Origin of the sequence: Bacteroides sp. M10 (assembly GCF_014334015.1) — a bacterium.
GTDB lineage: Bacteria > Bacteroidota > Bacteroidia > Bacteroidales > Bacteroidaceae > Bacteroides > Bacteroides intestinigallinarum.
Window position 1 is genome coordinate 684,821 of record NZ_CP060488.1, and the last position, 12,680, is coordinate 697,500.

The following is a 12,680-nucleotide window of genomic DNA, read 5'->3' on the forward strand; positions in this document are numbered from 1 at the left end:
TTAGTTTATAATAAAATGATTCATTTATAATTTAGACTGTTTAGAAACAATCGAAGAAAGCGATTGTTTCGGAAGAAGTAAATCCGAGTTTACAATCTCCCATTTCGGGGATGTTAATTAACGAACTTTGAAAGAGATTGCGGAAACATCTCGCGCAAAATGTTGTTATAACACTGACTTTAAAATATTTTTCACTTAAAACCTTAACTTATGGCGAATATTAAAAATGCAGTGAAGCTGGGCGTGTTTACCCTGGCTATCATGAACGTTACGGCAGTAGTATCCTTGCGTGGACTACCAGCCGAGGCCGTATATGGAATGAGTTCGGCCTTCTATTATCTTTTTGCAGCTATTGTCTTTCTAATCCCTACATCGCTCGTTGCAGCAGAGTTGGCGGCGATGTTTCAGGATAAGCAGGGTGGTGTGTTCCGGTGGGTAGGCGAAGCCTACGGCAAAAAACTGGGATTCCTCGCCATTTGGGTACAATGGATCGAAAGTACGATCTGGTATCCGACAGTGTTAACGTTTGGTGCCGTATCTATCGCTTTCATCGGAATGAATGACGTACATGACATGTCACTGGCAAACAATAAGTATTACACGCTCGTCGTAGTGCTTATCATCTACTGGCTGGCTACTTTCATTTCTCTGAAAGGTATGAGCTGGGTAGGTAAAGTTGCCAAAATCGGTGGTATGGTCGGTACAATTATCCCGGCTGCCCTGTTGATTATCTTGGGAATCATTTATCTGGCAAGCGGCGGACATTCCAATATGGATTTCAACAGCAGCTTCTTCCCCGACTTTACCAACTTTGATAATGTTGTTCTTGCTGCCAGTATCTTCTTGTTTTATGCCGGTATGGAAATGGGTGGTATCCACGTAAAAGACGTAGAGAATCCTTCCAAAAACTATCCGAAAGCCGTATTCATCGGTGCACTTATCACAGTGTTGATCTTCGTTTTGGGTACTTTTGCATTAGGTGTGATTATCCCTGCAAAAGATATCAACCTGACTCAAAGTCTACTCGTCGGCTTCGACAACTATTTCAGATATATTCATGCTTCCTGGTTGTCACCAATCATTGCTGTCGCTCTTGCATTCGGTGTACTGGCAGGTGTATTAACATGGGTTGCCGGTCCGTCAAAAGGTATATTTGCCGTAGGTAAAGCGGGGTATATGCCTCCGTTCTTCCAGAAAACAAACAAACTGGGTGTACAGAAGAATATCCTGTTCGTACAAGGTATCGCTGTAACCGTATTAAGTCTGTTGTTCGTCGTTATGCCGTCCGTACAGAGCTTCTATCAGATTCTGTCACAGCTGACAGTTATTCTTTATCTGATTATGTACTTGTTGATGTTCTCCGGAGCTATCGCATTGCGTTATAAGATGAAGAAACTCAACCGTCCATTCCGTATTGGTAAGTCTGGTAACGGTTTGATGTGGTTTGTTGGTGGTCTTGGCTTCTGCGGATCATTGCTTGCCTTTATCCTCAGCTTCATCCCGCCCAGCCAGATCTCTACAGGTAGCAACACCGTTTGGTTCTCCGTACTGATTATCGGTGCTATTATCGTTGTTGTTGCTCCGTTTATCATCTATGCTTCCAAGAAACCGTCTTGGGTAGATCCAAACTCCAATTTCGAACCGTTCCACTGGGAAGTTCAGGCTCAACCTGCCACTGTCAATGTCAGTGCAAATAACGCTAATGCTGCCCGTCCTACCGCAACTTCTGCACATACAGGAGGAGCAACCGGGGCAAGTACAGCTAAGCCTGGTGCAACCGTTTCTAATGCAGCAGCTCCTGATGCGGCATCCTCTGGTGCCACCGCTTCCGGTGCTACTCCATCAAGCAGCAGTTCTGCTACATCCGGCGGAAATTCTACTTCCGGCAAAGCATCTCCGGGAACCGGAGACAAAGATAAGGATGCACCTAAGTCGTAAAGACTAAGTGTTCATCCTGTTCACAAAAAAGTAAGAGGCTATTCAAACAGCCTTGAACTTATAAAATTACCCTCACTACAGTGAAGTGCTCCCCTTTAGTCGGTTATAAAACCTTTGAGATGCACTTCACGGTTGTAGTGAGGGTAATTTATTTTAGGGATTTTTGCAGACCCTCTTATTTAGAAGTATGCCAACCATCATTTAATAGATACAATACCCAGCGATTGGAGATTACTTTATTGCCTGTGGCTTTATCAGTTCCGGTTTTATCACCCGTGGCAACACAAAACTGAAAGTAGATCCCCGGTTAATTTCCGAATCAAGTTCAAGATTTCCACCCAGATTTTGGATGATCGTTTGCGAAAGAGTCAGTCCAAGTCCTGTCCCCTGCATTTCACGATCTAGTTTTATGAAACGTGAGAATATTTTTTTCTGTTCCTCTTTCGGTATGCCAATGCCTGTATCAGACACAACAAAGCAAACCTCTTCCGTTCCTTTCAGGCGGCAACCAAAACGAATTTCACCCGATTCGGTGAATTTCATTGCATTATGTAACAGGTTGGACAATACCTGAATGATACGTTCCCGTTCCGAATACATCATTATAGGTTGTATGTGTGCCTCGCAAACCAATTCCACCGACGAGTTATTCAATCTCGTCTTAAAAATTCCCTCCAACTCTCTTAGTAAATCATTGGCATCAAACTCCGTATAAACAAAATCTACTGTTCCCGATTCTATTTGAGAAAGATCGAAAATATCATTCACCAGGCGCAACAAGCGTTCATTATTCTCTGCAATAACATCAGCATACATTTTTCGTTCCTCTTCACTGGAAGCCGATACCATCAAACCGGAAAATCCGACAATCGCATTTAGCGGTGTACGTACCTCGTGACTCATATTAGCAATAAAGGCAGATTTCAATTTATCAGCAGAAATGGAATGTTCTCTTTCAATAGACAGCAGCCTTTGCGCATTTTTCAGCTCCGTCACATCATAAACAGTCAACACCATATAATCTTCACCATGAATATTCAAATAAGTGCCCGATACCGATACATCGCAAGGAGTCACCTTCGTTTCATCCTCACTTAATAACTTCATGGAAGCTTCCAGATTTTTAAAACTTGCTTTCTTGTAAAAAGCTTTTCCGATAGACGCACGGATACAACATAGTTTGCATTGTTCATGCTGACCACATTCACCGGCTGCAATCGCATTTCTACAATGCAGCAAATCCCCGACTCTTTTGGTAACTCCACCTACCTGAATCGGAAGACGGTTTAAAGAATAATAATTGGTGTCACAAACCACAAAATCCTTGTCAATCAATAAGAAGTAAGCATTGATATTTTGCAAAACCAGAGCCAACTTTTTAAGTTCATTCTCCTTGTTTTCCTTCGAATGCACCTCTTTCTGGAGTGACTGGCACTTTGCCCACATATAGATGAAGGCAGCTAACAAAACTATTATAACAATAATCGCCAGTGATGACATAGTAATAGAGTGTTTATATTGTTTTGATCGTTTCAGTGCGTAAATTTATAAAATATGTCGCATAAATAGCTGTTTATCTACATATTTATTCTAACAAAAATGCATTTATATTTCCACGAGTCAGAAATTGGTAAAAATTTCCCTTTAAGTTATTGCGGTATTAAAAAATATACTTATCTTTGCACCCGCAAACGAGAAAGGTGCCATAGCTCAGTTGGTAGAGCAAAGGACTGAAAATCCTTGTGTCCCCGGTTCGATTCCTGGTGGCACCACTTCTTAAGCAATCGGAATGTAGCGCAGTTGGTAGCGCACTACGTTCGGGACGTAGGGGTCGGGCGTTCGAGTCGCCTCATTCCGACAAATATAAAGGGTAGCTTTCTGGAGTACAGTAAGTTGCCCTTTATTTCTATTCAGTCACTTGAACAAATTCGGGACGGATATGTAATAAAACACAACCTATTATATCATGAAAAACAGGATTTATCTCTTTACAGTAGCAGTAGCTTCTTTTATGTGCATCAGTTGTACAAAGACTCAAACTACCCTCTCCGAGAATGAAAAGACAGTCAATCCTCCCATCATGGGATGGAGTTCATGGAATGCATTTCGCGTAGACATCAGCGAAGACATCATCAAGCATCAAGCCGACCTGATGGTGAAAAAAGGTCTGAAAGATGCCGGATATCATTATGTCAATGTTGATGACGGCTATTTCGGAAAGCGTGATGACAACGGGATTATGCATACCCACGAACAACGTTTCCCGAATGGGATGAAACCGATTGCGGATTACGTTCACGGCCTGGGAATGAAAGCTGGTCTCTATACCGATGCGGGCAACAGTACATGTGGCTCCATGTGGGACAATGATGCAGCAGGCATAGGAGCTGGTATCTACGGACACGAACCGCAAGACGCCCAATTATACTTTGGCGACTGGGGTTTCGACTTTATCAAAATTGATTACTGCGGAGGAGATGCGCTGGGACTTAATGAAAAGGAACGCTACACTTCCATCCGGAACAGTATAGACAAAGTAAACAAAGATGTTTCCATCAATATTTGCCGATGGGCCTTCCCGGGCACTTGGGCTAAAGATGCGGCAACTTCCTGGCGTATCAGTGGAGATATTAATGCACATTGGGGATCATTAAGATATGTAGTCGGAAAGAATCTCTACCTGTCGGCTTATGCCGGAAACGGACATTATAATGACATGGATATGATGGTCATCGGATTCCGCAACGACAGTAAAGTAGGTGGACAAGGTCTTACTCCGACAGAAGAAGAAGCTCATTTCGGTTTGTGGTGTATCATGAGCTCTCCTTTGCTTATCGGATGCAATCTGGAAAACATGCCGGATTCTTCGCTCGAACTGCTGACAAATAAAGAACTGATCGCCCTCAACCAAGATCCACTGGGCTTACAGGCTTATGTAGCGCAACATGAAAATGAAGGTTATGTACTCGTGAAAGATATTGAACAGAAACGTGGGAATGTACGTGCAGTAGCTCTTTACAATCCTTCTGATACCATCTGTAGTTTTTCCGTGCCGTTCTCTTCACTGGAATTTGGAGGAAACGTAAAAGTACGTGATCTGGTAAAACATAGCGATTTAGGAAACTTCTCCGGTACCTTCGAACAAACGCTTCCTGCACACAGTGCCATGTTCCTCCGCATAGAAGGCGAAACACGTCTGGAACCGACCCTCTACGAAGCGGAATGGGCTTACCTACCTCTTTTCAATGACCTTGGCAAAAATCCTAAAGGTATTATTTATGCCCATGATAAGGAAGCCTCCGGCAAAATGAAAGTAGGTTTCCTTGGCGGACAACCTGAAAACTATGCCGAATGGCGGGAAGTATATAGCGAAAATGGCGGACGCTATGATATGACCATCCATTATTTATATGGCAAAGGACGACAAATAGAACTGGACGTAAACGGTATCATTACCAAAATCGACTCTCTGGGAGAGGATAATGGTCATAACCAAATCACAGTTCCCGTTGAATTAAAAGCCGGATACAACACTATTCGCATGGGTAATAGTTATAACTGGGCACCGGACATCGACTGCTTCACTCTGAAGAAAGCGCTGTAATTTGACTATATAACCTCATATATTAAAAGGAGCAATAACGGAATAAATATGCCTCAGGCATTTTAAAATCCATTATTGCTCCTTTTTAGTTTAGATACTGTCTAGTAATTCGTATCCTATTTTATCTCTTCATACCTGTTCCTGTTTATTCCGGTGTTATCGTAATTTCCGCTTTCTCCCTTACATTCACCTGCAAACGTGCATCTTCTGTCAGAGGTGTCCAGACCACCCGCTTACATTCTCCTTTCTGCAGATCATTAGAGTGACGATCGCTACCACTCAGATATTCCGTCCCCACTTCTGTATTCTCAAATGTCCATCTCCATACACCATCCAAATTCAGATAGAAGTTTTCAATTTTACTATCCTTTGCATGAAAGTCCAGCCCATTTCCCTGAATATCACACGAGCCAAACCGGCAAGAATCCAATGATATGTTATAACGATTACCACGGACAAACAATGAATCTGTTTCAATACCTATCAGATTCAATTTCAAACCTTCTTCACCGGTAACTATACCAGTCAGCGAATCCACAGCCAAACTCACATCAAAACCACTCACAAAGATATAATCTCTGTCCCGATACTTTTCCGGAATATTGTTCACATTAAGATCTAACTTCATAAACAAAGTATCATTCTTTTGGGTAACATTCAAATAGTCACCTTTCGGATATGAAACCAGTTCTTTCCCTGACGAAGCAGCAGTAGATCCTATTTTCATTTCGCCGCTAATAAACACACGTCTCGCTTCAGATACTCCATCCTGGCTGGTAAACACCTTTATAACATGTACGCCATTCAAATCCATTTTCACCTGTTCATTACCCAAAAAGACTCCATCTTCCTGATAAGGCTTCCCCGACATAAATATGAAAATAATAGTTGCCACAATTACAATCAATCCGGAAACGAGAAGGCCTATAAATATATAAGTAGTACGTTTCATAATATTTCGTCTTTATTCTATTTCTGCTTTTTTATAAACTCATGATACATTGTCTCTATTTCTTTTATCGGTATATCAAGCGTATACAGCTGACGAAAGAAATAGTCCAATTCTTCTTTCAGAAAGGTATCCTTACGGAGAGAATGAATCAGCTCTTTTGCTCCTGAAGCTACAAAATACCCTATGCCACGTTTATTATAAATAATATTTTGTACCTGAAGATAGTCAAAGGAACGCATCACCGTATTAGCATTCACCTCCACAATGGCAGCATACTCTCTGACAGAAGGGATCCGCTCCTCTTCCGGATATTGCCCCAGCAATATCTCATCACAGATTCTATCTGCAATCTGTAAATAAATAGCTTTACTTTCTTTAAAATTCATAGGCTAAGGTATTACATTCTATTAATAATTTCAGACTCCTTAAAGCGGAAATAAGCCAGTACCCAATTCACCAACGCAAAAAAGATGCCGGCAACAATTACAATCCACAGAGTGGTTTCTTTCGACTCCAGTACACCTCCTGAATAATACCTGCCGCTTTCCAACAGCACTTTGCTTACCAAAGCACCGACAGCAAAATATACCATACCAATAATGGTTCCCGACGCAAATGTTTTCAGGAAAGAATTTTTAGGCCAAATCGAACTGCCCAGTACGAATAAGGATTGAACAAAGAAATAACCTGATATCAGCGCTCCAAATTCCAACCCTCGCCTGCATAAAGTATAATATTTTTCATCACCAACCAAATGCGACAAGTCGACAGGAGCAATAAAATCCTTCTCCGGATAAGCCAAAGAATAAATAGTAAAACGCGTATAGTCCGCCAACTTATAACATATCAGGAAAACAACCAGATACACAACCGTAAATACAAACCATCTGGAGAAAAACTTCTCAAAAGGAGTTGCCGGAATCATTAACATGGAAGTACGGCTCGTTTTCGTTTTCATCTTTTCCATTGTAAACGAAGCACTCAAACAGCCGAATCCCCACAGAGCCCAGATAAAAGTGACAAGAAGAAATATCCACGCCGGATCTTCCTGATAATTATAAGTACCTCTATACTCAAAATATCCATTCCAAACCATTACCACTGCCATCACTCCATACATCAACACCATACGAAGCACATTCGATTTCCAATTCTCCACCATCTCCTTACGGCAGAGATTTATAAAACGAGGCAAACTGAAAAAAGTATCTTTTATCATCGTCTTTTATTTTTGAGTGTGAAACAATCGGGCTATCTCTTCAGGAGTAGCCAGTGTAGCATTAAAAAGAAGTTCCAGGTTTAGTTCCGACTCGTCCTGCTTTTCATTAGGAAGGATCAGGTAGTTACCCTGAATAGTAGGAATTGCAAAAAGCGCACTTTTGGCCAATTCCCGATCATCACTCTCCACAAAGAAAAGTTTGTCGCAAATATTACTTGTCGATTCATCGAGCAACACACGACTGTCATCCATTATCAACACATGATCGAGCACTTTGTCGATGTCACGAACCTGATGTGTGGAAATCACAATCGTCTTATCATCCGACATACCCGATGCTATAAACTTGCGGAACTGACTTTTGCCTGGAATATCCAGTCCGTTGGTCGGTTCATCCATCAACAAAAGAGAGGTATTCGTAGCAAGCGCAAAACTCATGAACACTTTCTTTTTCTGCCCCATAGAAAGCGCTCCGAGATCAATATCTATATCCATCTCAAAATAATGGAGATATTTAATCATCTCTTCCTTACTGAAACGAGGATAAAAAGGACTGTTTAACTCAATATAGCTGACCAAAGAAACCGAAGGCAACTCAAATTCTTCCGGAACTAAAAACATATCCTGCAAAGTAACCGGCAACCGACGGCGCACATCTGTATCGTGAAACATCACTTTGCCGTTTTTAGGAGTCAACAAGCCGGACATCAGATAGAGAAGAGTAGATTTTCCCACACCATTCTTTCCCAACAGTCCATATACCCTGCCGGATTCGAACGAAAGCGAAAAATCATGTAGTACCGCACGCTTCGATTTACGATAAGTAAATGAAAGATTTTCTACTGTAATCATAGTATTTCTGTTTAATGAATAATGATCTTTAGGTGTATTAGTGTAATAGTACACCACAAAAGTAGATAATCTTTTGAATATTCCAATAGAAAAGGAGAAAAAAGTGCAAAAAAAAGGAGGAGCTAAGATCACTCTCCACTCCTCCTGTCACGACAAACAACTAAAATTATTCACTATTTGATGCCGTCCAATGCCCTTTTAGCAGTAGCATTAGCGGGGTCTATAGCCAGAATTTTACTCCAGTATTCTATGGATTTATCTTTGTTAGCCTTTGCTTCGGCTTTCAATGCCGGATTTTCGATAGCTAACAAATAGTAATATCCAAGATAACTGTAGCATTCAACCAAAGCTGAATTGTAATGAGGATCGTTTTTGCTTTCCAATAAAGCGGCCACTTCCTCATAGAAAGGTTTCGCAAGTCCTTGAGTTGTTTCAGGGTCAAGTGCAGAATTGGCACGTGCTCTCCAGAAGTTACCCAAATAGCTGTCCGGCGCTGCTTCCGCAATTGCATGGAAAGTAGAATCGGCGGACATTAACGCCTGCTTGCGTTCTTCAACAGTGATTGCTAATGAATCAGGTTGCGTACCAGCACCGTAATAAAGTCTACCAAACTGGAACTGTAAGTCCGGAGTCTGTTTTTCCTTATCAAGAGATGCATAATATTTCTGGTAAGCACTGATTGCTTTTTTATAATCGTTCTTCTGTTCGTAAGCAGAAGAGATATTTTTAAATAAATCCGTCTTCGTCGGATCCATCTTTACCGCTTTCTCATATTGTACTACTGCATCATCATATTTTTTCAGACTCTCCAACAGATGTCCATAATACATATAATCCAAATACGAATAATCGGCTTTATCACATTCCTTGAAGAAGACATCGGCAGCCTTCAACGCTTCATCAAAACGTTTCAGGTCAGTATAATTATACATTGCCAAACGATTGAACGCAGCATGACGAGCATTCTTTTGCAATCCCATATTAGCTACTTCGAGTGATTTCTCAAAATCATGGTTCAAAAATAAAGCAAAAGCATACTTCACCAAATCTTCTTCCGTAGCAGTAGGCCCCATTGCAAAATTCGCATAAGCTTCTACTGCCTTATTAAAATCATTTTTTAAATAGTAAATTTCGGCTAATTTTTTATCTACAGCTGTGTTGGACGGTTCCAGGTCCTTCAATTGGTTCAGCTTCTCAATGGCAAGACTTGCATTGGCTGATTTATAAATATCTGCATATTTCAGATAAGCTTCCGTACATTTCGGATCGAAATAAATTGCCTCCTCATACTTTTGAGAAGCAAGACCCGCATTTTTCTGTTTTACGGCAATATTTCCTTCCAGTACAGAAGCAAGAGCCGATTTACCATTCGCTTTTCTGGCAAGAGCTGCATACTCCTGCGCTTCGGGAATCTTGTCAGCATTCAGATATGCGTCTCCAATAGCCACCAACAATTCCACATTTTTCTTATTTTTTCCTTTAATCAGATGCTCAGCTTCTTCAGCAGCCTGTGCCGGATTCGTCTGAATAGTTTCTTTCAATTTCGCAACCCCAGCCTGCCATTCGGCGTCAGATGATTGCGCATAGAGCGACCCTACTGCTATAAACGCTCCAGCTAAAAACATTTGTACTCTTTTCATTATAGTCTCTAATTTTAGTTATTATTCGTCTTTCACGTGGACAATACGCACCGGCTGAGTAGCCGGAACAAGTCCGGATTTTAATATAATCCTCTGCCCTTTATCGGATGTCATAAAAGAAGCAAATCCCCAAGGCAGCCCACTACGAGGATCATTCAGCAATGCATAAATAGATCGTGCCAACGGATAGTTACCATAAAACAGGTAAGCCTGATAAGGTTTATAACTGTTAGCAGGAGTTGCCACATCCTCTGCACTCACTGACATCACTCTGATCTCTTCGCGAAAAGAAAGATTGGTTGTATCACTGCGGTTCCCCAACCAGTTTACTCCAACAACTCCCATAGCGTCGGGATTATTCGCTACATAATCTATCACCTGCTGGTTGGTTTTCAAGGCACTGACGTTACCTTCAGCCAACTCTTTTCCACCACAGATTGAGTCCATTGCAAAACGTACGGTACTGGAGTTCTTATTATCGAACACCACCTGAATCCCTTTCAAACGGGAATTCGGATTAACCTCTTTCCAGTTTTTCACCTCACCGGTAAGGATGCGGCGGAAATCACGTACACTCAACAAAGAATCCGGATTAGCACGATTCACAATCAATGCCAGACCGTCCGTAGCCAATTTTATCTCGCGAGGGAAAAACTTACGGCTGTGGAATGAATTCATTTCTTCCTTAGTCAGTGTCCGGGTTGCAATAGCCAACCGGACACTGTCTTTCAGAAGTAAATTTATCGCTTCCACTTCAGTTGTGTAGCGAGGGACAATCCCGGCCAAAGGGTACAGGCTTTCAAACACCTCTATCTCTTCTTGTATGATAGGTTCGAAACTCTCATCCGCTGCGATAGATACCACACCGGAAGAATAAGTATCCGTCGGTCCTTTTGATTTTGAGTTACAAGCACTCAAGACTACCAACGCTACGAGTCCTATCAGCCTAAATTGTCTCTTCATCATCTTTTATTGTAATCTAAACATTACCGGAACGGTGAACTTCACACGTACCGCTTTTCCATTCTGCTTACCAGGGAGCCATTTCGGCATACTTTTTACCACACGAACAGCTTCCTTATCCAGATAAGGGTCTACACCACGAGCCACATGCACGTCAGAAATAGAACCATCACGTTCTACAACGAACTGTATAATAACGCGACCTTGTGTTCCATTCTCCTGTGCAATAGTCGGATATTTGATATTCTTACCCAAGTAAGCCATCAATTCCTGTTGACCACCGGGGAAAGTCGGCATCTGTTCTACCATATCAAAAACCTTTTCCGGTTCCGGTGCAGCCTGTGTTACCACCTGCTTAAGGTCTGCGATATCTTTACCGTTAGCCTCGTCATTACCTTTTACGTCGGCAATAGAGATGGATACTTTGGTAGCATTCAAATCTTCCTGGCTCTTGATTTCATTGTCTTCATGCACCTCTTCATCTTTCTTGATGACAGGAGCTGTAAACTTGATAGAACTCTTCAATGCAGGGGGAGGAGGTGCAACCGGTTCTACGCGTTTCATCTCTTCCTGTTTGATTTCAGGTTCTTCCAATTTTGACAGAGTAGTTACTTCTGTCATCACTTCTTTCTGCTCCGGAGTTGCCAACTTAAGCAGTGTAGGGATACTAAATCCAACCGCTGCTATGACCACTACAATCAACATAGCGACATTATGTCGTTTTGTTGAATTGGCACGCATTCTATATGCGCCGTATGCTTGGTTTTTGCCTTCAAAAATCAGTTGACACCATTCCGAAGAAGCTAAATCTAATTTTGCCATTTTACTTTTCTTTTTTAGGTGTTACATCAATTATCGGCCAAGTTTTGTGACAATTCACCTTTCGCATCATAATTCTTAATCAAGAATTCATCAGCTTCAGCGATATCTGTTATCACATATTTACCAATATTACATATCTGCATTTCGTCCAGCGCGTCAATCAGATTCATATAAGAAGCATCATCAGTAGCTTTGATAATTACGGTCGGTGTATCCTTTCCGCTCTTTATCTCAGAAACCTGCTTCTTAAATTCGTCATCCGTGATCTTAAGATCAAGTTTTTGCTGCTTCAATTCTCTTACTTTATTGACAGCAACAGCATTCTTCTGAAGAAGTACGGCACGCAGTCCATCTGCGCCGTAGCTAGTTTCTTTCAACGAGGTATAATCCTTATAGTTAGGTTCTCCCTCGTAATAATAGAGTTTGTTATCAGCTCCCAGCAATAATGTAATTGCTTGTGAAGCCTTCACCATACTCTTTTGGTTTTCAGTTATATCTTTGTCATTACTCGGCATGCTTATCTCCATCGTCTGAGGTTTGCTCAGTGTGGTACAAAGCATAAAGAAAGTAATCAGCAACATGTTCATGTCCACCATCGGTGTAAAGTCCACCCGGACAGTCATTTTCTTTTGCTTGCTCTTTCCTCTTTTTCCGCCGCTCTCTTGTACTTCAGCACTCATTGTATTTCCT

At 41.5% G+C, this 12,680-nt stretch carries 11 protein-coding genes and 2 tRNA genes; 4 read left to right on the forward strand and 9 right to left on the reverse strand.

The window, feature by feature from the left end:
• The first annotated feature begins 210 nt into the window (after nucleotides 1-210).
• Nucleotides 211-1,938, forward strand: coding sequence for a putative glutamine/gamma-aminobutyrate antiporter GadC (gene gadC, locus H8796_RS02690; RefSeq protein ID WP_117937099.1), 1,728 nt, complete (start codon nucleotides 211-213; stop codon nucleotides 1,936-1,938).
• A 231-nt stretch (nucleotides 1,939-2,169) separates the two neighbouring features.
• Here gadC and H8796_RS02695 read toward each other — a convergent pair whose 3' ends face one another.
• On the reverse strand, nucleotides 2,170-3,438 hold the full coding sequence (locus tag H8796_RS02695; RefSeq protein ID WP_117937097.1) for a HAMP domain-containing sensor histidine kinase: 1,269 nt from the start codon (nucleotides 3,436-3,438) through the stop codon (nucleotides 2,170-2,172).
• A gap of 199 nt (nucleotides 3,439-3,637) precedes the next feature.
• On the opposite strand from H8796_RS02695, the gene H8796_RS02700 reads away from it, so the two are divergent.
• The 3 genes from H8796_RS02700 to H8796_RS02710 all read left to right on the forward strand — a co-directional run bounded on the left by H8796_RS02700 (nucleotide 3,638) and on the right by H8796_RS02710 (nucleotide 5,542).
• A tRNA-Phe gene (locus H8796_RS02700) sits at nucleotides 3,638-3,710 on the forward strand.
• Nucleotides 3,711-3,723: 13 nt separating this feature from the next.
• A tRNA-Pro gene (locus tag H8796_RS02705) sits at nucleotides 3,724-3,796 on the forward strand.
• Nucleotides 3,797-3,904: 108 nt separating this feature from the next.
• Nucleotides 3,905-5,542, forward strand: a complete 1,638-nt coding sequence (locus tag H8796_RS02710; protein WP_117937095.1) for an alpha-galactosidase — start codon at nucleotides 3,905-3,907, stop codon at nucleotides 5,540-5,542.
• Nucleotides 5,543-5,687: 145 nt separating this feature from the next.
• Here H8796_RS02710 and H8796_RS02715 read toward each other — a convergent pair whose 3' ends face one another.
• The 8 genes from H8796_RS02715 to H8796_RS02750 all read right to left on the reverse strand — a co-directional run bounded on the left by H8796_RS02715 (nucleotide 5,688) and on the right by H8796_RS02750 (nucleotide 12,670).
• Complete coding sequence (locus H8796_RS02715; protein WP_117937093.1) at nucleotides 5,688-6,494, reverse strand: hypothetical protein; 807 nt, start codon at nucleotides 6,492-6,494, stop codon at nucleotides 5,688-5,690.
• A 17-nt stretch (nucleotides 6,495-6,511) separates the two neighbouring features.
• Complete coding sequence (locus H8796_RS02720; RefSeq protein WP_004296279.1) at nucleotides 6,512-6,880, reverse strand: GntR family transcriptional regulator; 369 nt, start codon at nucleotides 6,878-6,880, stop codon at nucleotides 6,512-6,514.
• Nucleotides 6,881-6,891: 11 nt separating this feature from the next.
• Nucleotides 6,892-7,713: a hypothetical protein gene (locus H8796_RS02725; RefSeq protein WP_004296280.1), complete on the reverse strand. Its 822-nt coding sequence runs from the start codon at nucleotides 7,711-7,713 to the stop codon at nucleotides 6,892-6,894.
• Between the two features lie 6 nt (nucleotides 7,714-7,719).
• Complete coding sequence (locus H8796_RS02730; RefSeq protein WP_117937091.1) at nucleotides 7,720-8,565, reverse strand: ATP-binding cassette domain-containing protein; 846 nt, start codon at nucleotides 8,563-8,565, stop codon at nucleotides 7,720-7,722.
• Nucleotides 8,566-8,738: 173 nt separating this feature from the next.
• Nucleotides 8,739-10,205: a tetratricopeptide repeat protein gene (locus H8796_RS02735; protein ID WP_009000234.1), complete on the reverse strand. Its 1,467-nt coding sequence runs from the start codon at nucleotides 10,203-10,205 to the stop codon at nucleotides 8,739-8,741.
• A gap of 21 nt (nucleotides 10,206-10,226) precedes the next feature.
• A complete protein-coding gene (locus H8796_RS02740; protein WP_004296284.1) occupies nucleotides 10,227-11,171 on the reverse strand; it encodes a PstS family phosphate ABC transporter substrate-binding protein in 945 nt (314 codons plus the stop codon).
• 3 nt (nucleotides 11,172-11,174) lie between these two features.
• Nucleotides 11,175-11,990, reverse strand: coding sequence for an energy transducer TonB (locus H8796_RS02745; RefSeq protein ID WP_009000235.1), 816 nt, complete (start codon nucleotides 11,988-11,990; stop codon nucleotides 11,175-11,177).
• Nucleotides 11,991-12,016: 26 nt separating this feature from the next.
• Nucleotides 12,017-12,670 carry a biopolymer transporter ExbD gene (locus H8796_RS02750; protein ID WP_004296286.1) on the reverse strand — a complete coding sequence of 218 codons (654 nt, stop codon included), beginning with the start codon at nucleotides 12,668-12,670 and terminating at the stop codon, nucleotides 12,017-12,019.
• Nucleotides 12,671-12,680: the final 10 nt, after the last annotated feature.

Excerpts from the sequence above, each read along its gene's own strand:
- H8796_RS02695 (WP_117937097.1), bottom strand. The coding sequence starts at position 3,438 with ATGTCATCACTGGCGATTATTGTTATAATAGTTTTGTTAGCTGCCTTC.
- H8796_RS02710 (WP_117937095.1), top strand. The coding sequence starts at position 3,905 with ATGAAAAACAGGATTTATCTCTTTACAGTAGCAGTAGCTTCTTTTATG.
- H8796_RS02725 (WP_004296280.1), bottom strand. The coding sequence starts at position 7,713 with ATGATAAAAGATACTTTTTTCAGTTTGCCTCGTTTTATAAATCTCTGC.
- H8796_RS02750 (WP_004296286.1), bottom strand. The coding sequence starts at position 12,670 with ATGAGTGCTGAAGTACAAGAGAGCGGCGGAAAAAGAGGAAAGAGCAAG.
- H8796_RS02735 (WP_009000234.1), bottom strand. The coding sequence starts at position 10,205 with ATGAAAAGAGTACAAATGTTTTTAGCTGGAGCGTTTATAGCAGTAGGG.
- H8796_RS02720 (WP_004296279.1), bottom strand. The coding sequence starts at position 6,880 with ATGAATTTTAAAGAAAGTAAAGCTATTTATTTACAGATTGCAGATAGA.
- H8796_RS02730 (WP_117937091.1), bottom strand. The coding sequence starts at position 8,565 with ATGATTACAGTAGAAAATCTTTCATTTACTTATCGTAAATCGAAGCGT.
- H8796_RS02745 (WP_009000235.1), bottom strand. The coding sequence starts at position 11,990 with ATGGCAAAATTAGATTTAGCTTCTTCGGAATGGTGTCAACTGATTTTT.
- H8796_RS02715 (WP_117937093.1), bottom strand. The coding sequence starts at position 6,494 with ATGAAACGTACTACTTATATATTTATAGGCCTTCTCGTTTCCGGATTG.
- gadC (WP_117937099.1), top strand. The coding sequence starts at position 211 with ATGGCGAATATTAAAAATGCAGTGAAGCTGGGCGTGTTTACCCTGGCT.
- H8796_RS02740 (WP_004296284.1), bottom strand. The coding sequence starts at position 11,171 with ATGATGAAGAGACAATTTAGGCTGATAGGACTCGTAGCGTTGGTAGTC.